The sequence below is a fragment of the Streptomyces sp. NPDC012508 genome, from assembly GCF_042902595.1.
In the GTDB taxonomy this organism is placed as follows: Bacteria; Actinomycetota; Actinomycetes; order Streptomycetales; family Streptomycetaceae; genus Streptomyces.
This window is the reverse complement of record NZ_JBIBEO010000003.1, coordinates 785417-807815: the sequence shown is the minus strand read 5'-3', so window position 1 is coordinate 807815 and position 22399 is coordinate 785417. Positions and strand designations below refer to the sequence as shown.

Sequence of the window (22399 nt, the reverse complement as noted above, 5' to 3'; positions counted from 1 at the left end):
CGGGGTAGCGGCTTCCGTGCCGCCCTCGGGGGCTCCCGCCGGGGTCCCGTTCGCGGCCGCTCCCGCGGTCTCCGCCGCGGCACCGCCCGCCTCCCGGCCCTCCCCGTCGGCGTGATCAGGCCGGACGTAGAGCGCGCACCGCGGGTTACGGCACGGCTGCACTTCCCACTCCGGCACCCAGGCCCCCAGGACCTTGTGCCGCTTCGCGACGATACCGAGGGGCTGTCCGCAGGCCGCACACGAGGGCGTGGCCTGCGGGTCCCGTACCGTACGCGGGGTTTCGCTGCCCATACCTCCCAGGGTAGGGCGCGCCCCTGGTCACCGCTTCCTGGTGTACGTACGGACGAGCACGCCGTTGTCGAAGGTGCGCACCTCGCCCAGTTCGAAGTCGCGGGGCTCGAAGCCGGCACCGAACATCGGCATGCCGGAGCCGTAGACCTGCGGGTACGTCTTGATGACCAGCTCGTCGATCTCCTCGATGAGCTCGCCGGCGATCTGCGAACCGCCGCAGAGCCAGATGCCGAGCGGGCTGTCCTCGGCCTTGAGCTCGCGGACCCGGCCGACCAGGTCGTCGGAGATCAGCTCGACGTTCGCGTCGGGCGACTCGGTCAGCGAGCGGGTCGCGACGATCTCCCGCAGGTGGGCGAAGGGGCTGGTGACGCCGACGTCGAGGGCGACCTTGTAGGACTTCAGGCCCTGGATGACGGTGTCGAAACGCTTGTTCTCGGAGTCGATCCCGAGGGCCTCACGCCCTTGCGTCGAGATCGTCTCGGCGTACTCGCCCTTCAGGAACTCCAGGAACGGCGCGTCCACGAACTGGTACATGGAGGCGGCGTCACCATCGGGGTCGCCGATGAAGCCGTCGATGGAGCAGGCGATGAAATAGGTGAGCTTGCGCAAACCGGTCCTTTTCGTCTTCCGAGAGGTGAGCTGCGATCGCAACCACGACGGTTATAGTGCTTCACCTGTAGTGGTTACGCAAGAGCTATCTTCCGAAGAAATCCGAAAAGAAGCGGAACCAGGAGGTCCGGTGGCCAGGAACCAGGAACGCCGTACGACCCTGCTCGACGCGGCGATCGAGGTGCTCGGGGACGAAGGCGCCCGAGGGCTCACCTTCCGGGCGGTCGACGCCCGGGCCGGCGTCCCCACGGGCACCTCGTCCAACTACTTCCCCGACCGGGACCAGCTGCTCTCTCAGGTCGCGGACCGGATCTTCGTCCGCATGACCCCGGAGCCGGACTCGCTGGTCGCGGCCATGCGGCCGAAGCCCAGCCGTGAGCTCGTCGTCGAGCTGATGCGCTGGCTCGCCCGGCGGATGGCCGCCGAGCGCACCTGCTATCTGGGCCTCTTCGAACTCCGGCTGGAGGCCACGCGACGCCCGGAGCTGCGCAAGCAGCTCACGAAGGTGCTGCGCGCCGATCTCGACTACAACATGCGCACGCACGTCGAGAGCGGAATGCCGGGCGACGCGGACACGGTCCGGCTGCTCTACTTCGCCCTGACCGGACTGCTCTTCGATCACTTCACGGTTCCCGGGCTCCACGACGACCGCGAACTGGACGCCCTCATCGAGACCGTGGTCCGCCGGATCGTCCCGGAGGGCTGACCGGTCAGCGCGTCCGGCGCGTGACGAACTCCGCCAGGGCGAGCAGGTCCCCGGCCGCGGCGAGATCGGGGACCGCCCGGGAGAGCTGCTGCACCGCCCGGGCCATCCGGTCGGCCGCCTGGGCCTGCGCCCAGTCCCGGCCGCCCGCCCGCTCGACCGCGTCCGCCGCCGCCCGTACGGCCGGGGCGTCCAGTTCCTTACGGGAGTACAGCTCGGCCAGCTCCTTCCCCGCCGCTGTCCCCGAGGCGAGCGCCGCCACCACCGGCAGCGACTTCTTGCGGGCGACAAGATCCGCTCCGGCGGGCTTGCCCGTCCGCTCCGGGTCGCCCCAGATACCGATCAGGTCGTCGATGAGCTGGAACGCGAGGCCGGCCTCGCGACCGAACGCGTCCATCGCCGCGACCTCCTCCTCACCCGCCCCCGCGTACAGCGCACCGAGGGCACAGGCACAGCCGAGCAGGGCGCCCGTCTTGGCGGTGGCCATCGCCACGCACTCGTCCAGGGTGATCTCGTGCGGGGCGCGCCGCTCGAAGGCGCAGTCCATCTGCTGCCCGGCGCAGAGCTCGATGACACATGCGGCGAGCCGGGCCGAGGCGGCGGCCGCGACCGGGTGTCCGTCCTCGGCGAGCAGCCGCAGCGCGAGGGCGAGCACGGCGTCGCCCGCGATCAGCGCTTCGGGGATGCCGAACACCGTCCAGGCCGTGGGCCGGTGCCGGCGGGTCGGGTCCTCGTCCACGATGTCGTCGTGGAGCAGGCTGAAGTTGTGCGCGAGCTCCACCGCGGCGGCGGCCCGCACGGCGGGCGCCGGGTCACCGCCGAGCGCGCGGGCGGCGGCGAGCACCAGGGCGGGCCGGATGGCCTTGCCCGCCTGCCCGTCGGCCGGGGAGCCGTCGGCCTGCTCCCAGCCGAAGTGGTACATCGCGACTCTCCGTATGGAGCCCGGTAACGCCTCGATGGTGGTCCGCAGTTGGGGATCGACGACGCTCCGCGTCTGGTCGAGGAGCGCCACGGCGTCCTGGGGGTCGGCCACGGCGTCCGCCCGGGTGATGGTCACAGTTCCCTCTCTCGTCAGGGGTCGGTGCTCCTACGGCGGTCGTGACGGGGGCCCGGTCGGCACGGCCCCCCGTCACGGTCATCGGGGCCGGCGCGTCAGCGCCAGCGGCTGACCTCCACGTTCTCCAAAACTCCCAGGGCGTCGGGCACGAGGATCGCCGCCGAGTAGTAGGCCGTGACCAGGTAGGAGATGATCGCCTGCTCGTCGATGCCCATGAAGCGGACGGAGAGGCTCGGCTCGATCTCGTCCGGGATGCCCGTCTGGTGCAGCCCGATCACACCCTGGTCGGACTCGCCCGTACGCATACAGATGATCGACGTGGTCCGGGCGTCCGAGACCGGGATCTTGTTGCACGGGTAGATCGGCACGCCGCGCCAGGTCGGGATCCGGTTGCCGTTGATCTCGATGGACTCGGGGACGAGTCCGCGCCGGTTGCACTCGCGCCCGAAGGCGGCGATGGCGCGCGGGTGGGCGAGGAACATCTTGGAGCCCCGGCGGCGGGAGAGGAGCTCGTCCATGTCGTCCGGGCTGGGCACGCCGTCGTGGGGCTGGAGGCGCTGTCCGTAGTCGCAGTTGGAGAGCAGACCGAACTCGCGGTTGTTGATCAGCTCGTGCTCCTGGCGCTCGCGCAGCGCCTCGACCGTGAGCCGCAACTGCTGCTCGGTCTGGTTCATCGGCTGGTTGTAGAGGTCGGCGACCCGGCTGTGGACCTTCAGGACGGTCTGCGCGACCGACAGTTCGTACTCACGCGGCGCGGCGTCGTAGTCCACGTACGTGTGCGGGACGGTCGCCTCGCCGACATGGCCGGCGGAGAGGTCGATCTCGGCCTCGCCGTATTTGTTGGTGCGCTGGTGGGGCAGTGCGGCGATGCTCGCGAGGTGGTCGGCGAGGGAGGTGGCCCGCTCGGCCAGGTTGCGCACGTCGTCACGGGTCAGTTCGAGGACGGTGCAGGCGGTGGCCGCGCGGGCGGTCCACTCCCAGGTGGCGTCCGCGTGGGTCAGCGCGCTGTCACCGAAGTACGAACCGTCGGCGAGGACTCCGAGGATCGCCTCGTCGCCGTACGGCCCCTCGCCGATCTGCTCGATCTTGCCGTGCGCCAGGAGGTGGACGCGGTCGGCGGCCTCGCCGGCGGTGGCGATCACCTGACCCGCCGCGTACTCCCGCTGGCTGCACCGCGAGGCGAGCTCGGCGAGGGCCTCCTCGTCCTCGTAGCCTCGCAGCGCGGGGAGTTCGCCGAGTTCGGCGGGGATCACCGCGACACGCTCTCCGGTCTGCACGAAGGTGACGCGACCGTCACCCACGGAGTAGCTGAGCCTCCGGTTCACCCGGTACGTACCGCCCTGGACCTGCACCCACGGCAGCATGCGGAGCAGCCACCGCGAGGTGATCTCCTGCATCTGGGGCGCGGACTTGGTGGTGGTAGCCAGGTTCCGCGCGGCGGCGGTACCGAGACTCTGCTGCGGCGCTGTCTGTTCCGCGCGGACCTCGTCGCCAACCGAACCAACGGACATGGAACTCCCTCTCGATGTGAATGACCTGCGAGAGGAAGCCTTTCAGCACGGAGAGTGTCCGCGCCATTACACAAATGAGTGGGAGTGATCGGCTTCCGGCTGGGCATGCCACTCGGTTTCCACTCGAACAGCGCAGCCCCGCCCGCCCCATGGCCCGGTGTCCGGATCGGCTCGCACGCGGTCCGAACGGATGGCCGCGGAGTCGCTCGCTCCGGTACTCCGTTGTCCGGGGCGCTTCGCTCCCCGTCCCGTTCCGCTCATCCCGAAGGAGGCGGTCATGGCCCCACCCATGTCGGCGAGCAGATTCCTCGAAGCCCTCCGCGCCGAGGGCCTCTCGGTCGTCCAGGTCGGCGCGTGGCGTACGCACAACCGCAACCACAAGGGCCCCTGGGGCCCGGTCCATGGCGTGATGATCCATCACACGGTCACCCGGGGCACCGCGAACACCGTCCGGATCTGCCGGGACGGCCACGCCGGCCTGCCCGGGCCGCTCTGCCACGGCGTGATCGCCAAGGACGGCACGGTCCATCTGGTCGGCTACGGCCGCGCCAACCACGCGGGGGCCGGTGACGACGACGTCCTGCGGGCGGTCATCGCCGAGCAGGGCCTCCCGCCGGACAACGAGGCGAACAGGGACGGCAACCGGCACTTCTACGGGTTCGAGTGCGAGAACCTCGGGGACGGCGAGGACCCCTGGCCGAAGGTCCAGCTGGAGGCCATCGAGAAGGCCGCGGCGGCGGTCTGCCGGGTGCACGGCTGGACCCAGCACTCGGTGATCGGCCACCTGGAGTGGCAGCCGGGGAAGGTCGATCCGCGCGGCTTCACGATGGCCTCGATGCGCGAACGGATCGGCGAGCGCCTGCGCTAGACGGGGCGGCCCGCCAGCGCGGGGCGGTCCGGCCGCACGGGGGTCCGGCCGCACGGGACGGCCGCAGGTGACCGGGACGGCCGCAGGTGACCGGGGCGGCCGCAGGTGACCGGGACGGCCGCACGGGACGGCCAAGGCGGCGGCAGCGCGCCCTGGCCACCCCGGCGGCGACAATGGCCGGGTGAACGCGTTCGACCTCTCCCGCCTGCGGCCCCGGCTCCCTTCCCCCCTGGAGCCGGTCGAGGACGAGCGCTTCACCCGGCGCGGCCTGCGCCTGCTGCTCAAGCGTGACGACCTGATCCATCCGGATCTGCCGGGCAACAAGTGGCGCAAGCTGGCGCTCAACCTCCGGGCGGCCGACGGCCGTCCCGTCCTCACCTTCGGCGGCGCGTACTCCAACCATCTGCGCGCGACGGCCGCCGCCGGCCGGCTGCTCGGCTTCGACACCATCGGGGTCGTACGCGGGCAGGAGCTGGCCGACCGCCCCCTGAACCCCTCGCTGGCCCGGTGCGCGGCGGACGGGATGCGGCTGGTGTTCGTGGACAGGGCCACGTACCGCGCCAAGTCGGAACCCGAGGTGCTGGCAGGCCTGCTCGCACAGTCACCTACGGGGACGTACGTGGTCCCGGAGGGCGGCAGCAACGCGCTCGCCGTCGAGGGCTGTGCGGAGCTAGGTCGCGAGCTGCGCGGGGCGGCCGACGTGGTCGCCGTCGCCTGCGGCACAGGGGGCACGCTCGCGGGCCTGGCGGGCGGTCTGGGCCCCGGGCAGAGGGTGCTCGGTGTCCCGGTCCTCAAGGGCGGCTTCCTGGGCGAGGAGATACGCGCCCTGCAGCGCGCCGCGTTCGGCGGCCCCCGGGGCGAGTGGAGCCTCGACGAGCGCTTCCACGGAGGCGGTTACGCCCGTACGACACCGGCTCTCGACGCGTTCGCCCGGGAGTTCGAGGCCTGGCACGGACTCGCCGTCGAGCGGCTGTATGTCGCCAAAATGCTCTACGGACTTTTCGCCCTGGCCGAGGAGGGCGCGTTCGCCCCGGGCACGACCGTCGCCGCGGTGATCACCGGCGCCCCGCAGTGACAGCCCGTCGGGACCCCGCTCCCCGCCTCAGGGCGTCCCCTCCCGGTACGCCGCCGCCTCCTCCAGGTCGAGGCGGCGCAGCAGCGTCCGCAGCATCTCGTCGTCGATGCGGCGCTCGTCCCTGAGGCGGACGAACACCTCGCGCTCGGCTTCGATCATCTCGCGGGCGAGCCGGCGGTAGGTGTCGTCGGCCGTCTCCCCCGTGACCGCGTTGACCGCGCCGAGGCGCTCCCACACCGCGTTGCGGCGCCGTTCGAGGACCGTGCGGAGCCGGTCGGCCAGCGGCTGCGGCAGAGCGTTGCGTTCGTCGCTCAGCAGGGCGTCCAGACGCTCCTCCGCGGCCTGGGAGGCCTCGCTCTGGGCCTGCGCCTCGGCCAGGGTCTCCGCGTACGTGTCGCGACCGGGCAGCTTCAGGAGGCGGATCAGCGGCGGCAGGGTGAGGCCCTGGACCACGAGCGTCCCGATGACGGTGGTGAAGGTGAGGAAGAGGACGAGGTTGCGGGCGGGGAACTCCACGCCGTGGGTCATCACCGGGATGGAGAAGGCGATGGCCAGCGAGACCACGCCCCGCATGCCGGCCCAGCCGACGATCAGCGGCGCCCTCCAGTCCACCCCCGGCTCCCGTTCCCTGATCCGCTCCGACATCCAGCGCGGCAGGAAGGTGGCGGGGTAGACCCAGATGAAGCGGACGACGACCACGGCCACGAAGACCCCGAGGGCGTATCCGATCGCGTCGCCGATCCCGTACCGCCCGAGGCCCTGGACGACGTACGGCAGCTGCAGGCCGATGAGGGCGAAGACGGCGGACTCCAGGATGAAGGCGACCATCTTCCACACGGCCTCCTCCTGGAGGCGGGTCGCGAAGTCCACCTGCCAGTTGCGGTGCCCGAGGAAGAGGCCGACGACGACCACGGCGAGGACACCGGAGGCGCCGACCTCCTCGGCGGCCGCGTAGGCGATGAAGGGGATCAGGAGCGAGAGGGTGTTCTGGAGCAGCGCCTCGCCGAGCCGACAGCGGAGCCAGTGGATGGGGGCCATCAGGACCAGCCCCACGCCGATGCCGCCGATCGCCGCGAGCGCGAACTCGCCGATGCCGCCCGCCCAGCTGATGCCCTCGCCGACCGCGGCGGCGAGCGCGACCTTGAAGGCCGTGATGGCGGTGGCGTCGTTCACCAGGGACTCGCCCTGGAGGATGGTGGTGATCCGGTTCGGCAGGCCCAGCTTGCGGGCGATCGCCGTCGCGGCGACCGCGTCCGGCGGCGCGACGACCGCGCCGAGCACGAGCGCGGCGGTCAGCGGCAGGTCCGGGACGAGGACGTACGCGAGCCAGCCGACCGCCACGGTGGCGAAGAGGACGTATCCGACCGAGAGCAGGGCGACGGGCCGGATGTTGGCCCGCAGATCGAGGTACGAGGAGTCCACCGCCGCCGTGTAGAGGAGCGGGGGCAGGATGAGCGGCAGGATGATGTGCGGGTCGAGCGTGTAGTCCGGGACGCCGGGCACGTACGAGGCGGCGAGGCCGGCGGCCACCAGGAGCAGCGGCGCCGGTACCGGTGTCCTGCGGGCCACTCCCGCCACCACGGCACTTCCCGCGACGAGTGCCACCAGCTGCAGTGCGTCCATCCCTCGGTCCCCGTCCCCGGCTCGTTCGTCCACGTAACCTGGCCATCATGAGCGAGTGCCCTCACGTTGCCGAAATGCCGCGCCCCGAACCGGTGCCGCTGACCGACACCTGCCCTGAATGCCTGACCGACGGCACGCACCCCGTCCAACTGCGGCTCTGCCTCAGCTGTGGGCACGTGGGATGCTGTGACTCCTCGGCGGGGCGCCACGCCACCGGGCACTTCTCGACCACCGGCCACCCGGTGATGCGGACCTTCGAACCGAACGAGCGCTGGCGGTGGTGTTTCGTGGACGGTTCGATCGTCTGAGGGGTGGGTACGACAATCCTCCGCCGGTCGCTCGCAATTGGGCCCCGCAGACCTCTAGCCACTGTCCGTACTCATGGCCTTACCATGAGTGACAGATGGGGGCAGGGTCCCGACCGGGGCCCCCGGCGACACGGCAGCATGGATCGCGATAGCGTCACGGCGGATTGCGCAACCGACTGCGTACCGCCCGGTTCGGGGGGCTTTCTCCCCCGGACCCCGAATGAGCTTGTGCCACCTTGGAGGTGAGGGTGTCCCAGATCGCAGGCGAGCCCGGGTCCCAGGACTTCGTGGAAGTCCGGCTGCCCGCTGCGGGTGCCTACCTGTCCGTGCTGCGTACGGCCACGGCCGGCCTCGCGGCGCGCTTGGACTTCACCCTCGACGAGATCGAGGACTTGCGGATCGCGGTCGACGAGGCGTGCGCCATCCTGCTCCAGCAGGCCGTACCGGGCTCCGTCCTCAGCTGTGTCTTCCGGCTTGTGGACGACTCGCTCGACGTGACGGTCTCGGCGCCGACGACGGACGGGCGGGCTCCCGAGCGGGACACCTTCGCCTGGACGGTGCTCTCCGCGCTGGCCGGGAAGGTCGAGTCGTCCGTGGCGGACGACAAGACCGTCTCCATCAGCCTGTACAAACAGCGCGGCGCGGGGCCAGGCCCGGCGTGAGGAGCGGGGACGCGACGGCCGGCATCCCTGAGCAGCAGGCGCGGCCGCATCCGGAGGTCGGGGTCGAGGTCGCTACGGAGCAGGCGGTCCAGATGAGCGAGCACGAGCAGCACAACGAGGTCCTCAAGGACGCCGAGAACGCGGAGCACGCCGAGGTCTCCGGGGCCACGGCTGTCTCCGGGGCCACGGAGGTTCCTGAGACCGCCGAGGTCTCCGGGGCCGGCGAGGTCTCCGAGGTTCATGAGGCTTCCAAGGACTCCGAGGTCCACGAGGTCTCCGAGTCGCACGAGGCCCCGGATCCGCACGACCGGAGCGCGGCGCGCGGGCTCTTCGTCCAGCTGCGCAAGCTTCCGGAGGGTTCCCCGGAGAAGGCGGAGCTGCGCAATCAGCTGGTACGGATGCACCTGCCGCTGGTCGAGCACCTGGCCCGGCGGTTCCGGAACCGGGGCGAGCCGCTCGACGACCTGACGCAGGTCGCGACGATCGGTCTGATCAAGTCGGTGGACCGCTTCGACCCGGAGCGGGGTGTCGAGTTCTCGACGTACGCGACTCCGACGGTCGTCGGCGAGATCAAGCGGCACTTCCGGGACAAGGGCTGGGCGGTGCGCGTGCCGCGCCGGCTGCAGGAGCTGCGGCTCTCGCTGACGACGGCGACGGCGGAGCTCTCCCAGCTGCACGGCCGGTCGCCGACGGTGCACGAGCTCGCGGAGCGGCTCGGGATCTCGGAGGAGGAGGTCCTCGAGGGCCTGGAGTCGGCGAACGCCTACTCGACGCTCTCCCTGGACGTGCCGGACACGGACGACGAGTCCCCGGCTGTCGCGGACACGCTCGGCGCCGAGGACGAGGCCCTGGAGGGGGTCGAGTACCGGGAGTCGCTCAAGCCGCTCCTGGAGGACCTGCCGCCCCGGGAGAAGCGCATCCTGCTGCTGCGGTTCTTCGGGAACATGACCCAGTCGCAGATCGCGCAGGAGGTCGGCATCTCGCAGATGCACGTCTCCCGCCTGCTGGCGCGCACGCTGGCCCAGCTCCGGGAGAAGCTGCTCGTCGAGGAGTAGGAGCCGTCACGCCTCGCCGCGGCGACCGATGCCCAGGGCTTCGGTCGTCGCGGGGTTGACGAGGAGGACCAGGCCGCTGACGGCGAGGGCGGCAAGGGCGATGCCGGCCGGGATCATGGCGCTGTTCGCCTGGAGGAGCTGCCAGGCGACCGGCAGCGCCAGGATCTGGGTGATGATCGCCGGCCCACGGCTCCAGCTCCGCCGCAGCAGAAGACCGCGTGCCGCGACCCCCGGGATCAGGCCGAGCGCGATCAGCGTCGCGCCGCCCATCAGCGCCTGCGTCAGGCCGTCCGGGTCGCCGGTGAAGGCCGTCACGAGCACGTACACGCCCCCGATCACCAGCGCGAGGGCTTCGATTCCGGCCACCGCCGCCGCCGCGGTCAACCGGGCGGGGCGGGGAGTCTGCTCCGTACTGCTCATACCAGGCAGGGTAGCCGGGCCCTGGGTGCGCTCCGTGGCCCAGGGGCCGTCCCGCGGGGGCGTCCGCCTGATGGCCACGACTGGGATCGGTACCGCCGGGTAGGTACGCTGGCGGCCATGCGCGCACTTCTTGTGGTCAATCCGGCAGCCACCACCACCAGTGCCCGCACGCGTGACGTCCTCATCCACGCCCTCGCGAGCGAGATGAAGCTGGAGGCCGTCACCACCGAGTACCGCGGGCACGCCCGGGACCTCGGTCGCCGGGCCGCCGAGTCCGAGGACATCGAGATGGTCGTCGCTCTCGGTGGCGACGGGACGGTGAACGAGGTCGTCAACGGACTCCTTCACGGTGGTCCGGATCCGGACAGGCTTCCGGGGCTCGCGGTCGTCCCGGGCGGCTCGACCAATGTCTTCGCCCGGGCGCTCGGACTGCCCAACGACGCCGTGGAGGCGACCGGCGCTCTGCTCGACGCGCTCCGTGAGCGCCGTGCACGCACAGTGAGCCTCGGGCTCGCGTCCGGTACGCCCGGGACGGAGGACGAAGGGGTCCCGTCCCGCTGGTTCACGTTCTGCGCCGGATTCGGTTTCGACGCGAGTGTCATCGGGCGAGTCGAACAGCAACGGGAACGCGGCAAGAGATCCACGCACGCGCTGTACCTCCGGCAGGTGTTCCGTCAGTTCCTTGAGGAGCCCAACCGCCGGCACGGAACGATCACCCTGTCCCGCCCCGGCGAGGCGCCGGTCGAGGACCTGGTCCTGTCCATAATCTGCAACACCTCCCCCTGGACCTACCTGGGCAATCGTCCGGTGTACGCGTCTCCGGAGGCATCGTTCGAGACGGCCCTCGACGTGCTCGGACTGAGCCGGCTCTCGGCCCCCGCGGTGGCCCGGTACGCCACTCAGCTGCTCACTTCCAGCCCCGAGCGCGGCCCGCACGGCAAGCACGCCCTGACTCTTCACGACCTCACCGACTTCACCTTGCATTCGAAGGTTCCACTCCCCCTCCAGATGGACGGAGACCACCTCGGACTGCGTACGAGCGTGACGTTCACAGGCGTTCGCCGTGCACTGCGTGTGATTGTGTGAGTGGAAGGGCCTAAAGTCCTTTCACTCGAACGTTTAGGCTGCCATCCACCCCTTAGAAGTACGGCTGTGACCTAGTCGACACCGAGGAATCAAAAAAAACTTTCCGGAAGGGGTTGTATCCGCTGCCGAGGTTTGCGAGTCTCTTCTTGGCGATCGGGACGGCCCGCAAGACCGGCCTCCACTGAGAGCCAGAACCCCTCCTCAGTCCAAGGACCACACCAGTTCATCTGGCAGTCGGCCCTTCACTTACGGGGGGATTCGTGAAAGCGTTCACATTCACAAGCAACCAGCTTGTAACACTCAGAGAGGTAGCAGCCATGGACTGGCGTCACAACGCCGTTTGTCGTGAGGAAGACCCCGAGCTGTTCTTCCCCATCGGCAACACCGGTCCTGCGCTGCTGCAGATCGAGGAAGCCAAGGCCGTCTGCCGCCGCTGCCCCGTCATGGAGCAGTGCCTGCAGTGGGCGCTCGAGTCCGGCCAGGACTCCGGCGTCTGGGGTGGCCTCAGCGAGGACGAGCGCCGCGCGATGAAGCGCCGTGCCGCTCGTAACCGGGCGCGCAACGCCAGCGCCTGAGCACCCTGAAGAGCCTGAGGCAGGCGGCGCGTACATCGCGTACGCAATCACCGCTCCCGAGCCGCAGCGCGCAGAAGTAACCCACAGCATTCGAGCCCCGGACCGTTCCCTCGGTCCGGGGCTCGCTGCTGTGCGCCTGCTCATCGGGTGGTAGACGCCGCGGCGTTCGATGGCGTGCGCCAGGCGGCTCGGCTACTTCTGGGAACGTACGGGGATGTCGAGGACCACCCTGGTCCCGCGCTCCGCGCCCGGCTGCATGTCGAACGTGCCGCCCAACTCCCCCTCCACCAGGGTCCGTACGATCTGCAGGCCCAGGTTGCCGGCGCGCTGCGGGTCGAAGCCCTCGGGCAGACCGCGGCCGTCGTCCTTGACCGTGATCAGCAGCCGGGCGTCGGCGCGGGGTTCGCCGCGGACGGCCGTGACCTCGACGGTGCCGTGCTCACCCTGCGCGAAGGCGTGCTCCAGGGCGTTCTGGAGAATCTCGGTGAGGACCATGGAGAGGGGGGTGGCGACCTCGGCGTCGAGGATGCCGAAGCGGCCGTTGCGCCGGCAGGTCACCTTGCCCGGGGAGATCTCGGCGACCATCGCGATCACCCGGTCGGCGATCTCGTCGAACTCCACCCGCTCGTCCAGGTTCTGAGACAGGGTCTCGTGCACGATGGCGATCGAACCGACCCTGCGTACAGCCTCGTTGAGAGCCTCGCGCCCGCGGTCGGAGTCCATCCGGCGCGCCTGGAGGCGCAGCAGCGCGGCGACGGTCTGGAGGTTGTTCTTCACCCGGTGGTGGATCTCCCGGATGGTGGCGTCCTTGGTGATCAACTCTCGCTCGCGGCGGCGCAGTTCGGTGACGTCGCGGAGCAGGACGAGCGAGCCGATGCGGGTGCCCTTGGGCTTGAGCGGGATCGCGCGGAGCTGGATCACGCCCCCGTTGCCCTCGACCTCGGCCTCGCGCGGGGCGTAGCCGGAGGCCAGTTTGACCAGGGCCTCGTCGACGGGGCCGCGGGAGGGGGCGAGTTCGGCGGTGATCTGGCCGAGGTGCTGGCCGACGAGGTCGGCGGCGAGGCCGAGCCGGTGGTACGCGGAGAGGGCGTTGGGCGAGGCGTACTGGACGATGCCGTCGGCGTCGAGCCGGATCAGTCCGTCGCCGGCCCGCGGCGAGGAGTCCATGTCGCTCGCCTCCCCGGGGAAGGGGAAGGTGCCGGCGGCGATCATCTGGGCAAGGTCGGAGGCGGACTGGAGGTAGGTGAGCTCCAGACGGGAGGGGGTCCGCACGGTGAGCAGGTTGGTGTTGCGGGCGATGACACCGAGGACGCGGCCCTCGCGGCGTACGGGGATGGACTCGACCCGCACGGGAACCTCCTCACGCCACTCCGGGTCGCCCTCGCGCACGATCCGGCCCTCATCGAGGGCGGCGTCGAGCAGCGGGCGGCGGCCGCGCGGAACCAGATGGCCGACCATGTCGTCCTGGTAGGAGGTCGGGCCGGTGTTGGGCCGCATCTGGGCGACGGAGACGTAGCGCGTGCCGTCCAGGGTGGGGACCCAGAGAACGAGGTCGGCGAAGGAGAGGTCGGAGAGCAGCTGCCACTCCGAGACCAGCAGGTGGAGCCACTCGAGGTCGGACTCACTCAGAGCGGTGTGCTGGCGGACGAGGTCGTTCATGGAGGGCACATGAGCGAGCGTACCTGCGGAATCGATGGGCGATGAACCTGGATCTCGCGGCCTTCGTGTTGGAGGATGGACCGGGAACGCAGCCTTGCCGATGGATGGACAGACGAGAATGGTCTAGTCCACAATGGCGAGGCAGCATTCTTTCGATACCTCCGCCCTCCCCGCACAGGAGGGCGGACGAGGTGATCGGCGCTCTCTGCCCTGACTGCGCCGAGACCTCCCATCACGGCCGTGGGACCGCACATCCTCGGCCGGGCAACTCCGGGCTGCGGTGCCGGACGGGTTGAGGGTCCCGTCGGGCGCCGTAGCCCGCGGGTGTTTTCGGGGCCTGTGGGTACTGCCGGGCCGACTTCCGGGGCTGTGTGCCGCCGGGACTGTGGGGACCTACGGGACTGCAGGGGCCTACGGAGGCCCGGAGGGCTCAGCTCGCGGCCGGGGCGGCCGGCCAGGCCAGCATCGCCGCCTCCGCGACCGCCTCCAGCTCTGCCCTGGTGGCACCGTCCCTGGACTGCTGGGACATGCCCTGGAGGACCGCTCCGTACAGCCGGGCCAGCGCGCCCGCGTCGGTGTCCGCCGGGAGCTCGCCCGCGTCGACACCCTGCCGGATCCGCTCCTCGAACGACGCCAGGTTGCTGTTGCGCCGATCGCGCAGGGCCTCCTCGACCTCCGGGGTCGAGCAGTTGGTGGCGGCGGAGATCATCAGACAGCCGCGCGGATGGGACGGGTCGGTGAAGACGTCCGCCGCCTCCACGAGCATCCGGCCGAGCGCGCCACGCGCCGTCGGCTCCTCCTCGAACGCCTGGCCGCCATACGCGCCGTAACTGACGGCGTACGCCTCCACGACCTCCTCGAACAGGGCCTTCTTGTCGCCGAAGGCCGCGTAGAGGCTCGGGGCGCTGATGCCCATGGCGCGGGTGAGGTCGGAGACGGAGGTGGTCTCGTAGCCGTGCTCCCAGAACGCCATCGTGGCCTGCTCCAGCGCCGTCAGGCGGTCGAAGGAGCGGGGGCGGCCGCGCTGTTTCGTCGTCATGGCGCCAATTCTATAGCGGGCATTACGAAAGGGTGCTACGGTTCTTTCTGTAACGACCACTACGGAAGTGAGGGGGGCGTCCGATGGGTGCGCTCACGGGGAAGACGGCGCTGGTCACGGGCGGAAGCCGGGGCATCGGGCGGGGCATCGCCGAGCGGCTCGGGCGGGACGGCGCGCGGGTCGCGGTGCACTACGGGACCAATGAGACGGCCGCGAAGGAGACCGTCGCGGCGATCGAGGAGGCGGGCGGCGAGGCCTTCGCGATCGGCCAGGAGCTGGGGGTACAGGGGGACGCGGCTGCGCTCTGGGAGCGGTTCGACGATCTGGCCGACGGGCTGGACATCCTCGTCAACAACGCCGGGATCGGGACCTCGCGGCCGTTCGCCACCATCGACGAGGCGGAGTACGACCGGGTCTTCGCGGTGAACACCAAGGCCGCGTTCTTCCTGGCGCAGCGGGGGGCCGAGCGGCTGCGCGACGGGGGACGGATCATCAACATCTCCACCGGGCTGAGCCACGCGGCGATCATGCCGGAGCTGATCGCGTACGCGATGTCCAAGAGCGCCCTGGACACCTTCACGCGCTATCTGTCCAAGGTGCTGGGCGGCCGGGGCATCACGGTCAACGCGGTGGCGCCGGGGATCGTGGACACGGACGTCAACGCGGACTGGCTGCGGGGGAACGAGGAGGCGTGGGCGGGCGCGGCGGCGCTGTCGACACTCGGGAAGGTCGGCACTCCCGCGGACATAGCCGATGTGGTGGCCTTCCTGGCCTCGAACGACGGGCGCTGGGTGACGGGTCAGTGGATCGACGCCACGGGAGGCTCGATCGCCTGACGGAGGGGGGAGGGCTCGGGTGGCTGCGTGGGGCGCGCCGTTCGACCATGGGGAGGGCACCCGCCGGCATCGTCCGCGGGTCGGAAGGGCCTGAGCGAACGGCCATCGCTCTGCTAGATTGAACTTTGATTGGTCTATACCACCAGGCCCCTCACCAGCCCCTCACCAGATCGGCAGGCAAAGCGTGGAAGTTGTCATCGTCCCGGACGCCAGGGCAGGCGGAGAGCTCATCGCGGACGGCATCGCCGGCCTCCTGCGCCGCAAGCCCGACGCGCTGCTCGGCGTTGCCACCGGCTCGACTCCGCTGCCCATCTACGAGGCCCTGATCGCCCAGGTCAAGGCCGGTTCCGTGGACGCCTCGCGCGCCCGGATCGCTCAGCTGGACGAGTACGTCGGGCTGCCCACCGGGCACCCGGAGTCGTACCGCTCCACCGTGCTGCGCCAGGTCGTCGAGCCGCTCGGGCTCTCCGCGGGCGCCTTCATGGGCCCCGACGGCTCGGCCGACGACGTGCAGGCGGCCTGCGAGGCGTACGACCAGGCCCTGCGCGACGCGGGCGGGGTCGACCTCCAGATCCTCGGCATCGGGACCGACGGCCACATCGGCTTCAACGAGCCCTGCTCGTCTCTCGCGTCGCGGACGCGGATCAAGACGCTCACCGAGCAGACCCGTGTCGACAACGCGCGCTTCTTCGACAACGACATCGAGCAGGTGCCGCACCACGTCATCACCCAGGGCATCGGCACGATCCTGGAGGCCCGTCACCTGGTGCTCCTGGCCACCGGCGAGGGCAAGGCCGACGCCGTGGCCCAGACCGTCGAGGGTCCGGTCGCCGCGCTCGTACCGGCGTCCGCGCTGCAGCTGCACCCGCACGCCACGGTCGTCGTGGACGAGGCCGCCGCGTCCAAGCTGAAGCTCGCGGACTACTTCCGCCACACCTTCGCCAACAAGCCCTCCTGGCAGGGCATCTGAAGGCCGGTACGGCGAGAGGGGCCCGGCACCTGGATCCAGGTGCCGGGCCCCTCCGCGTACGCCGCTCATAAGCCGGTCTCAGACCCCGGCGATGACCTCCGCCGCCGCGCGGCCGCAGACCCGGGCGGCGCCGTGCGTGGCGATGTGCAGTGCGCCCCGGGGCTCGGCCTGGTTCAGGCCCATCTCCACCACGACCGTGTCCGGTCGGGCCGCGAGAAGGGCGTCGAGGGCCTCGGTCATCCACGCGTGCCGGTGGGCGTCCCGTACGACCGCGACGATCCGGCGCTCCCCCGCGGCGGCGAGCACGGCGTCCACCGAGGGCTCGTCGTACGCGCCGGTCTCGGTGCCGGGCAGCAGCCGCTCCAGCTCCGCCGCGACCCCCCAGGGCGTCTCGTCGCCCACGGCGAAGTTGGCGACCGGGGTGAAGGCGGCGACGTAGGGGGCGCTGGTGACCGGGGTGTACGGCCCCTCCCCCGTCGTGACCGCCAGGGCCCGGCGGGCCGCGACGAGTCCGATCTCGGTGCCGGGCGCGGTCCCCTCCTGCACTGCCGCGCCCGGCCCCGATACAGCCCCCCTGGCCCGGTGCGCCTGGGTCCAGGCCGCCAGGGCGCGTACGCGCGCCGCGGCGTCGGCCAGCCGCTCCTCGGGCAGTTCACCGGTCCGTACCGCTGTGACCAGCGCGTCGCGCAGCCGCAGTACGGTGTCCTCGTCGGCCAGCCCGCCGCCGACGCAGATCGCGTCGGCGCCCGCGGCGATCGCGAGGACGGATCCGCGCTCGATGCCGTACGTCGACGCGATGGCCTGCATCTCCATGCCGTCGGTGACGATCAGCCCCTCGAAGCCCAGCTCCTGGCGCAGCAGACCGGTGAGGATCTGCGGGCTCAGGGTCGCCGGGCGGTCCGGGTCGAGCGCGGAGAGCAGGATATGCGCGGTCATGACTGCTTTGGTACCCGCGGCGATCGCGGCGCGGAAAGGTACCAGCTCACGGGCGTGCAGTGTGGCGAGGCCCACATCGATCCGGGGCATCGCGTGGTGCGAGTCCACGTTCGTGTCGCCGTGCCCGGGGAAGTGCTTGGTGCAGGCGGCGACACCGACGGCCTGGAGGCCCTCGACGTACGCCACGGTGTGCCGGGCGACCAGGTCGGGGCCGGCGCCGAAGGAGCGGACGCCGATGACCGGGTTGTCGGCGTTGGAGTTGACGTCGGCCGACGGCGCCCAGTTGAGGTCGACCCCGCAGGCGGCGAGCCGACGGCCGAGCTCCTCGGCGACGGCCCGGGTGAGGTCGACGTCGTCGACCGCGCCGAGAGCGTAGCTGCCGGGGAAGGAGGAGCCGTTCCGGACCTCCAGGCGCGTGACGTCCCCGCCCTCCTCGTCGATGGCGACCAGGACGTCGTCGCGCTCGGACCGCAGCCGCGCGGTGAGGGCGGCGAGCTGCTCGGGGGAGGCGATGTTCCGGCCGAAGAGCCCGACGGAGGAGAGGCCTTCACCGATCCTGCGGAGCAGCCAGTCGGGCGCGGTGGTGCCGAGGAAGCCGGGCTGGAGGACCGTGAGCGCGTCCCGGGTCAGGGTGTCCGAGGCGGTTGCGACTGTGGTCATGGGCGGCGTCATCCCTTCACCGCGCCGGCCGTCAGGCCCGCGGCCATCTTGCGCTGGACGAGGAGGAAGAGGATCACGATGGGAACGGCCATCATCGTGGAGCCCGCCATCATCGGGGCGTACTCGGTGCCGTTCTTCGTGATGAAGTTGCCGAGCCAGACGGTGGCCGTCTGGTTCTGCTGGCTCATCAGCATCAGCGCGTAGAGGTACTCGTTCCACGCCTGGATGAAGCCGTAGACGGAGGTGGCGACCATGCCGGGGGCGAGCAGCGGGAAGACGACCCGGACGAACGCGCCGGTGCGGGTGCAGCCGTCGACCTGGGCGGCTTCCTCCAGCTCCTTGGGGATGTTGACGATGAAGCCGCGCAGCGTCCACACCGTGAAGGGGAGGATGAACGTCAGGTACGTGATGATCAGGCCGCTGATCTTGTCGTACTGGCCCAGGTCGTTGAGCATCAGGAAGACCGGGATGATCATCGCGACGAGCGGGACCATCTGGACGGCGAGGATGCCGACGATCACGATCTTGCGGCCGCGGAAGGCGAAGCGGGATATGGCGAGCGCCGCCAGCATGCCCACGATGATGCCGATGACGACGACCACGGACGAGACGATGAGGCTGCGGGTGACCGGGCCCCAGAAGTCGGCGATGTCCAGCGCGCGCTTGAAGTTCTCCAGCGTGAAGGTGGAGGGGAAGAAGTGCGGGTCGGGGTCGATGGCGTCCTTGGCCGGCTTGAAGGCCGTGTTGACCATCCAGTAGACCGGGAAGCCGATCGTCACGAAGACGAGGAGCCCGACGAGGTTCCAGCCGAGCTTGGACTTGCGTCGCCGGGTGACGGGGCGCGGGGCCACGGCGGGGGCGGCCGCGGGGACGGCGGGAGCAGCGGTGTCCGTGGTCACTCCACTTCTCCGATCTTGAGCATCTGACGCATGTACACGGCGACCACGCCGAGCAGCAGGACGACGGTGACGAGCGCGATCGCGGAGCCGGTGCCGTAGTCGTTGACGACGAAGGCCTTGTCGAACGAGTACGTGGTGAGCAGCTGGAACTCCGCCTCGGGGTGGCCGTTGCGCATCACGTAGACCTGCGGGAAGACGCCCATGTCCCAGATCACCGAGAGCGTCGTCAGCATGACGATGATCGGCTTGAGGATGGGCAGCGTGACGAAGCGGAAGACGCCCCAGGCTCCGGCGCCGTCGAGGCGGGCGGCCTCCTCCAGCTCCTTGGGGACCTGGGTCAGGCCGGCGCTGAGCGTGATGACGACGAAGGGAACGGCGCCCCAGACGACGAGCAGCATGATCACGGCCAGGCCCTGGGGGCCGTTGGCGAACCAGTTGTGGCCGATCATGTCGACGCCGGGCACCTTGCTGAGCAGCCAGTTGAGGACGCCGTAGTCGGCGTCGAAGAGCCACTTGAAGATGGCGGTGGCGACGATGATGGGCATGCCCCAGCTCGCCACGAGCACGATGTTGATGAGCGCCTTGACCCAGCCGGAGACCCGCTGGAGCAGCAGCGCGATCAACATGCCGAGGACCATCGTGAGGACGACGCAGCCGCCCGCGAAGATCACGGTGCGCAGGACGACGGCCCAGAACTCGCCGTCACCGAGGATCTTGGTGAAGTTCTCGACACCCGACCACTCCGCCTCCTGGAAGCCCCAGAGCTGGGGCTGTCCGAAGGCCTGGAAGGAGAGGGTGACCAGGCGTACGAGCGGATAGCCGAGCACCAGGAGCAGGACGAGCAGGCAGGGCGCGAGCAACAGCCAGGGGATCCCACCCCCGCCCACGGTCGGCTTCTTCCCGGGCTTCGGGGTACCGGCCCCGGAGCCGGATGGTGGCGATTGCCGCGCCGGCGGCACCTTCGCGGTGGTTGTGTCTGCGGCACTCATCCCGTGCTCCTCAGCGATCCCTCTCGTGGTACGGGCAGCAGGGCCCCGTCGTCGTGACGGGGCCCTGCCCATAGGTCACTTGGTGTTGATGACCTTGTCGATCGCGGCGTCCGCGTCCTTCGCGGCGGCGTCGACCGACTTCTTGCCGTTGGCGATCTCGATGAGCATCGTCTTGAGGATCTGGGCCTTCTCGACCTGGCCCCAGCCCGGGGCGGTCGGCACGAACCAGCTGGACTCGGCGGCGGTGGCCGGGACCGTGGTGGCCGGGTCGGCCTTCAGCGGGGCGAGGTCCTTCTTGTTGTTGGGCAGGTTGCCCTTGGCGGCGAGACCCTTCTGGCCCTCGGCACCGGTGAAGGCGGCGATCCACTCGGCCGCGACGCCCTGCGCCTTGGACTTGACCGGGATGGCCAGGTCCGAGCCGCCGAGGAAGACCGGGAGGGCCTTGCCGGACGGGCCGGGCATGACGAAGTTCTCGACCTTGTCGGCCAGGCCGCCGACCTTGTCGTTCTCGGGGGTGGCGGAGGTGGCACCCTCCCAGCCGGCGGCGAACATCGTCGCGGCGTTGCCCTGGCCGAAGACGACGGGACGGTCGGACTCGTCCTTCGTCTTGTCGCCGTGCATGTACTTGTCGAGGATGCCCTTGTACTCGTTGAGGCCCTTGAGGGACTCGGGCGAGGACAGGTTCGCCTTCCAGGTCTCGCCTTCCTGCTTGGCGATGGAGCCGCCGGCGCCGTAGACGAAGGCCATCGCGCCGTACCAGTCCGGTGCCGGCTGGTACCAGGCGCTGAACTTGTCGCCCTTCTTCTTCTGGATGGCGTCGAGCGCGGCCGTCAGCTCGGCCCAGGTCTTCGGGGCGGCCTTGACGCCCACCTCGGCGGCGATGTCCTTGCGCCAGGTGCCCACACGGCCACCGGCGTAGTAGGGGACGCCGTAGGTCTTGCCGTTGTAGGTGACCGACTCCTTGAGGGCGTCGAGCCACTGGTCCGAGTTCTCGAACTTGGAGGCGTCGACCTCGGCGAAAGCACCCTTGGCCATGTAGCTGATCATCTCGGAGTTGCCCATCTCGACAACGTCCGGGGCCTTGTCCGTTGCGAGCACCGCGTCGAGCTTGGTGTTCTTGTCCGGCCAGCCGTAGTACTCGTGCTTGATCTTGATGCCCGGGTGCTTCTTGGTCACCGCGTCGTCGGCGGCCTTGACCAGCTCCGGCCAGTTGTTCTGGGCGTCGACCGTCAGCCAGACGGTCAGCTCCTTGGCGTCGCCGCCGGCGTTGTCCCCGCTCTTGTCGTTCCCACCACACGCCGCGATGGAGACCATGATGCCCGCGACGCCGATCGCCGCGATGAGCTTGCGCTTCACGCCACCCTCCTCAGGGATGCCTGCAACCCCCCCACCGCGCGAAGACATACGTCGAGTAGTGCTCGTGGGGCTGGGACCTGGTCTTTAATGGTTTAGACCAGTACCCGGAGCTTGGCCTAGACCTTTAGGGGTGTCAAGGGTGTATAAGAAGGGCAGTCGGGTCCGTTATCGGACCGACACCTGAGGGAGGGCGACGACCCGTGACCGGTCCGTGCCACCATGTGAGCCGCGACAGACGGAGGAGCCGGTGACGGCAGCAGCACAGGAGTCGGGAAGGCAGGCCATGGCCACGGACGCGGGCAGCACGGAGAAAGAGGGCGGGGTCGCCACCCGCACCGCCCGCGTGCCCAAGTACTACCGACTGAAGCGGCATTTGCTCGACATGACGGAGACCCTGCCGCCCGGCACTCCCGTCCCGCCGGAGCGCACACTCGCCGCGGAGTTCGACACCTCGCGCACCACCGTGCGCCAGGCCCTGCAGGAGCTGGTCGTCGAGGGCCGGCTCGAAAGGATCCAGGGCAAGGGCACGTTCGTCGCCAAGCCCAAGGTCTCGCAGGCGCTCCAGCTCACCTCGTACACCGAGGACATGCGGGCACAGGGCCTCGAGCCCACCTCGCAGCTGCTGGACATCGGGTACGTGACGGCCGACGACACCCTCGCCGGGCTGCTCGACATCTCGCCCGGCGGACGCGTGCTGCGGATCGAGCGGCTGCGGCTGGCGAGCGGTGAGCCGATGGCGATCGAGACCACGCACCTTTCGGCCAAGCGCTTCCCGGCGCTCCGCCGTTCCCTGGTGAAGTACACCTCGCTCTACACGGCGCTGGCCGAGGTCTACGACGTGCACCTCGCCGAGGCCGAGGAGACCATCGAGACCTCGCTGGCGACCCCGCGCGAGGCGGGCCTGCTCGGTACGGACGTGGGCCTGCCGATGCTGATGCTCTCCCGCCACTCGCTGGACGCCCAGGGCGAGCCGGTCGAGTGGGTGCGCTCGGTGTACCGCGGCGACCGGTACAAGTTCGTGGCCAGGCTCCAGCGACCCAACGGCTGAGCGGAACACGCCATTTCGGCGTGAACCGATGCCCCGGCACATCCGTGAGGAGTGTCGGGGCTTTGTCGTGTCCGCAGGGCCGCAGAGATCGACACCCGTCCGTTATTCGGACGGGGGTTCCAGGGAACGAAACAGTCCCCTAGATTTCACGCGCATTACGCAGG

22 protein-coding genes are annotated in these 22399 nt (G+C 70.3%); 11 read left to right on the top strand and 11 right to left on the bottom strand.

Features of this window, described 5'->3' with window-relative positions; translation table 11 throughout:
* Window positions 1-318 precede the first annotated feature (318 nt).
* Window positions 319-900: a dihydrofolate reductase family protein gene (locus tag ACFY8U_RS14185; RefSeq protein WP_389569662.1), complete on the bottom strand. Its 582-nt coding sequence runs from the start codon at window positions 898-900 to the stop codon at window positions 319-321.
* Between the two features lie 130 nt (window positions 901-1030).
* On the opposite strand from ACFY8U_RS14185, the gene ACFY8U_RS14180 reads away from it, so the two are divergent.
* Window positions 1031-1606 carry a TetR/AcrR family transcriptional regulator gene (locus ACFY8U_RS14180; RefSeq protein WP_389569660.1) on the top strand — a complete coding sequence of 192 codons (576 nt, stop codon included), beginning with the start codon at window positions 1031-1033 and terminating at the stop codon, window positions 1604-1606.
* A 4-nt stretch (window positions 1607-1610) separates the two neighbouring features.
* On the opposite strand, the gene ACFY8U_RS14175 is transcribed toward ACFY8U_RS14180, so the two are convergent.
* Complete coding sequence (locus tag ACFY8U_RS14175; RefSeq protein ID WP_389569658.1) at window positions 1611-2660, bottom strand: family 2 encapsulin nanocompartment cargo protein polyprenyl transferase; 1050 nt, start codon at window positions 2658-2660, stop codon at window positions 1611-1613.
* A gap of 95 nt (window positions 2661-2755) precedes the next feature.
* The gene (locus ACFY8U_RS14170) at window positions 2756-4171 is read right to left on the bottom strand and encodes a family 2B encapsulin nanocompartment shell protein (protein WP_389569656.1); all 1416 of its coding nucleotides are present in this window, start codon (window positions 4169-4171) and stop codon (window positions 2756-2758) included.
* A gap of 277 nt (window positions 4172-4448) precedes the next feature.
* Here ACFY8U_RS14170 and ACFY8U_RS14165 point away from each other — a divergent pair, with 277 nt between their 5' ends.
* Entirely contained in the window at window positions 4449-5039 is a 591-nt protein-coding gene (locus tag ACFY8U_RS14165) for an N-acetylmuramoyl-L-alanine amidase (RefSeq protein ID WP_389569653.1), read from the top strand.
* 181 nt (window positions 5040-5220) lie between these two features.
* Window positions 5221-6114 (top strand): 1-aminocyclopropane-1-carboxylate deaminase/D-cysteine desulfhydrase, encoded by an 894-nt coding sequence (locus tag ACFY8U_RS14160; protein ID WP_389569650.1) that lies wholly within the window; start codon window positions 5221-5223, stop codon window positions 6112-6114.
* A 27-nt stretch (window positions 6115-6141) separates the two neighbouring features.
* On the opposite strand, the gene ACFY8U_RS14155 is transcribed toward ACFY8U_RS14160, so the two are convergent.
* Complete coding sequence (locus tag ACFY8U_RS14155) at window positions 6142-7737, bottom strand: Na+/H+ antiporter (RefSeq protein WP_389569648.1); 1596 nt, start codon at window positions 7735-7737, stop codon at window positions 6142-6144.
* 47 nt (window positions 7738-7784) lie between these two features.
* Between ACFY8U_RS14155 and ACFY8U_RS14150 the strand changes: the two genes are divergently transcribed.
* The 3 genes from ACFY8U_RS14150 (at window position 7785) to ACFY8U_RS14140 (ending at window position 9762) form a co-directional block, all read left to right on the top strand.
* Window positions 7785-8045, top strand: coding sequence for a UBP-type zinc finger domain-containing protein (locus ACFY8U_RS14150; RefSeq protein WP_361436512.1), 261 nt, complete (start codon window positions 7785-7787; stop codon window positions 8043-8045).
* 248 nt (window positions 8046-8293) lie between these two features.
* Window positions 8294-8707 carry an anti-sigma regulatory factor gene (locus ACFY8U_RS14145; RefSeq protein WP_361436509.1) on the top strand — a complete coding sequence of 138 codons (414 nt, stop codon included), beginning with the start codon at window positions 8294-8296 and terminating at the stop codon, window positions 8705-8707.
* On the top strand, window positions 8704-9762 hold the full coding sequence (locus ACFY8U_RS14140) for an RNA polymerase sigma factor SigF (RefSeq protein WP_389569644.1): 1059 nt from the start codon (window positions 8704-8706) through the stop codon (window positions 9760-9762). Before ACFY8U_RS14145 ends, ACFY8U_RS14140 begins: the two co-directional genes overlap by 4 nt.
* Before the next feature lie 6 nt (window positions 9763-9768).
* Here ACFY8U_RS14140 and ACFY8U_RS14135 read toward each other — a convergent pair whose 3' ends face one another.
* On the bottom strand, window positions 9769-10182 hold the full coding sequence (locus tag ACFY8U_RS14135; RefSeq protein ID WP_361606453.1) for a hypothetical protein: 414 nt from the start codon (window positions 10180-10182) through the stop codon (window positions 9769-9771).
* Between the two features lie 117 nt (window positions 10183-10299).
* Here ACFY8U_RS14135 and ACFY8U_RS14130 point away from each other — a divergent pair, with 117 nt between their 5' ends.
* Window positions 10300-11268, top strand: a complete 969-nt coding sequence (locus tag ACFY8U_RS14130) for a diacylglycerol/lipid kinase family protein (protein ID WP_389569642.1) — start codon at window positions 10300-10302, stop codon at window positions 11266-11268.
* A 317-nt stretch (window positions 11269-11585) separates the two neighbouring features.
* Complete coding sequence (locus tag ACFY8U_RS14125) at window positions 11586-11843, top strand: WhiB family transcriptional regulator (RefSeq protein ID WP_003953983.1); 258 nt, start codon at window positions 11586-11588, stop codon at window positions 11841-11843.
* Window positions 11844-12035: 192 nt separating this feature from the next.
* Here ACFY8U_RS14125 and ACFY8U_RS14120 read toward each other — a convergent pair whose 3' ends face one another.
* Window positions 12036-13502: a PAS domain-containing sensor histidine kinase gene (locus tag ACFY8U_RS14120; protein ID WP_361436702.1), complete on the bottom strand. Its 1467-nt coding sequence runs from the start codon at window positions 13500-13502 to the stop codon at window positions 12036-12038.
* Window positions 13503-13932: 430 nt separating this feature from the next.
* A complete protein-coding gene (locus ACFY8U_RS14115) occupies window positions 13933-14541 on the bottom strand; it encodes a TetR/AcrR family transcriptional regulator (RefSeq protein ID WP_389569640.1) in 609 nt (202 codons plus the stop codon).
* A gap of 83 nt (window positions 14542-14624) precedes the next feature.
* On the opposite strand from ACFY8U_RS14115, the gene ACFY8U_RS14110 reads away from it, so the two are divergent.
* Together ACFY8U_RS14110 and nagB are read left to right on the top strand one after the other, a co-directional pair.
* Window positions 14625-15377: an SDR family oxidoreductase gene (locus ACFY8U_RS14110; protein WP_389569637.1), complete on the top strand. Its 753-nt coding sequence runs from the start codon at window positions 14625-14627 to the stop codon at window positions 15375-15377.
* A 184-nt stretch (window positions 15378-15561) separates the two neighbouring features.
* Complete coding sequence (gene nagB, locus ACFY8U_RS14105; protein ID WP_389569634.1) at window positions 15562-16347, top strand: glucosamine-6-phosphate deaminase; 786 nt, start codon at window positions 15562-15564, stop codon at window positions 16345-16347.
* Between the two features lie 78 nt (window positions 16348-16425).
* On the opposite strand, the gene ACFY8U_RS14100 is transcribed toward nagB, so the two are convergent.
* The 4 genes from ACFY8U_RS14100 to ACFY8U_RS14085 all read right to left on the bottom strand — a co-directional run bounded on the left by ACFY8U_RS14100 (window position 16426) and on the right by ACFY8U_RS14085 (window position 21187).
* Entirely contained in the window at window positions 16426-17943 is a 1518-nt protein-coding gene (locus ACFY8U_RS14100; protein WP_389569632.1) for a glycoside hydrolase family 3 protein, read from the bottom strand.
* An 8-nt stretch (window positions 17944-17951) separates the two neighbouring features.
* Window positions 17952-18794 carry a carbohydrate ABC transporter permease gene (locus tag ACFY8U_RS14095; RefSeq protein WP_389569743.1) on the bottom strand — a complete coding sequence of 281 codons (843 nt, stop codon included), beginning with the start codon at window positions 18792-18794 and terminating at the stop codon, window positions 17952-17954.
* 44 nt (window positions 18795-18838) lie between these two features.
* Window positions 18839-19831: a sugar ABC transporter permease gene (locus tag ACFY8U_RS14090; protein ID WP_361436485.1), complete on the bottom strand. Its 993-nt coding sequence runs from the start codon at window positions 19829-19831 to the stop codon at window positions 18839-18841.
* A gap of 75 nt (window positions 19832-19906) precedes the next feature.
* Window positions 19907-21187 (bottom strand): extracellular solute-binding protein, encoded by a 1281-nt coding sequence (locus ACFY8U_RS14085; protein ID WP_389569629.1) that lies wholly within the window; start codon window positions 21185-21187, stop codon window positions 19907-19909.
* A 283-nt stretch (window positions 21188-21470) separates the two neighbouring features.
* Between ACFY8U_RS14085 and ACFY8U_RS14080 the strand changes: the two genes are divergently transcribed.
* Window positions 21471-22235 (top strand): GntR family transcriptional regulator, encoded by a 765-nt coding sequence (locus ACFY8U_RS14080; protein WP_361436696.1) that lies wholly within the window; start codon window positions 21471-21473, stop codon window positions 22233-22235.
* Window positions 22236-22399 lie beyond the last annotated feature (164 nt).

What these genes read in the sequence shown, in the direction of transcription:
- ACFY8U_RS14100 (WP_389569632.1), bottom strand. Translation starts at nt 17,943, where the DNA reads ATGACCACAGTCGCAACCGCCTCGGACACCCTGACCCGGGACGCGCTC.
- ACFY8U_RS14165 (WP_389569653.1), top strand. Translation starts at nt 4,449, where the DNA reads ATGGCCCCACCCATGTCGGCGAGCAGATTCCTCGAAGCCCTCCGCGCC.
- ACFY8U_RS14125 (WP_003953983.1), top strand. Translation starts at nt 11,586, where the DNA reads ATGGACTGGCGTCACAACGCCGTTTGTCGTGAGGAAGACCCCGAGCTG.
- ACFY8U_RS14110 (WP_389569637.1), top strand. Translation starts at nt 14,625, where the DNA reads ATGGGTGCGCTCACGGGGAAGACGGCGCTGGTCACGGGCGGAAGCCGG.
- ACFY8U_RS14135 (WP_361606453.1), bottom strand. Translation starts at nt 10,182, where the DNA reads ATGAGCAGTACGGAGCAGACTCCCCGCCCCGCCCGGTTGACCGCGGCG.
- ACFY8U_RS14080 (WP_361436696.1), top strand. Translation starts at nt 21,471, where the DNA reads ATGGCCACGGACGCGGGCAGCACGGAGAAAGAGGGCGGGGTCGCCACC.
- ACFY8U_RS14115 (WP_389569640.1), bottom strand. Translation starts at nt 14,541, where the DNA reads ATGACGACGAAACAGCGCGGCCGCCCCCGCTCCTTCGACCGCCTGACG.
- ACFY8U_RS14150 (WP_361436512.1), top strand. Translation starts at nt 7,785, where the DNA reads ATGAGCGAGTGCCCTCACGTTGCCGAAATGCCGCGCCCCGAACCGGTG.
- ACFY8U_RS14120 (WP_361436702.1), bottom strand. Translation starts at nt 13,502, where the DNA reads ATGAACGACCTCGTCCGCCAGCACACCGCTCTGAGTGAGTCCGACCTC.
- ACFY8U_RS14170 (WP_389569656.1), bottom strand. Translation starts at nt 4,171, where the DNA reads ATGTCCGTTGGTTCGGTTGGCGACGAGGTCCGCGCGGAACAGACAGCG.
- ACFY8U_RS14090 (WP_361436485.1), bottom strand. Translation starts at nt 19,831, where the DNA reads ATGAGTGCCGCAGACACAACCACCGCGAAGGTGCCGCCGGCGCGGCAA.
- ACFY8U_RS14155 (WP_389569648.1), bottom strand. Translation starts at nt 7,737, where the DNA reads ATGGACGCACTGCAGCTGGTGGCACTCGTCGCGGGAAGTGCCGTGGTG.
- ACFY8U_RS14130 (WP_389569642.1), top strand. Translation starts at nt 10,300, where the DNA reads ATGCGCGCACTTCTTGTGGTCAATCCGGCAGCCACCACCACCAGTGCC.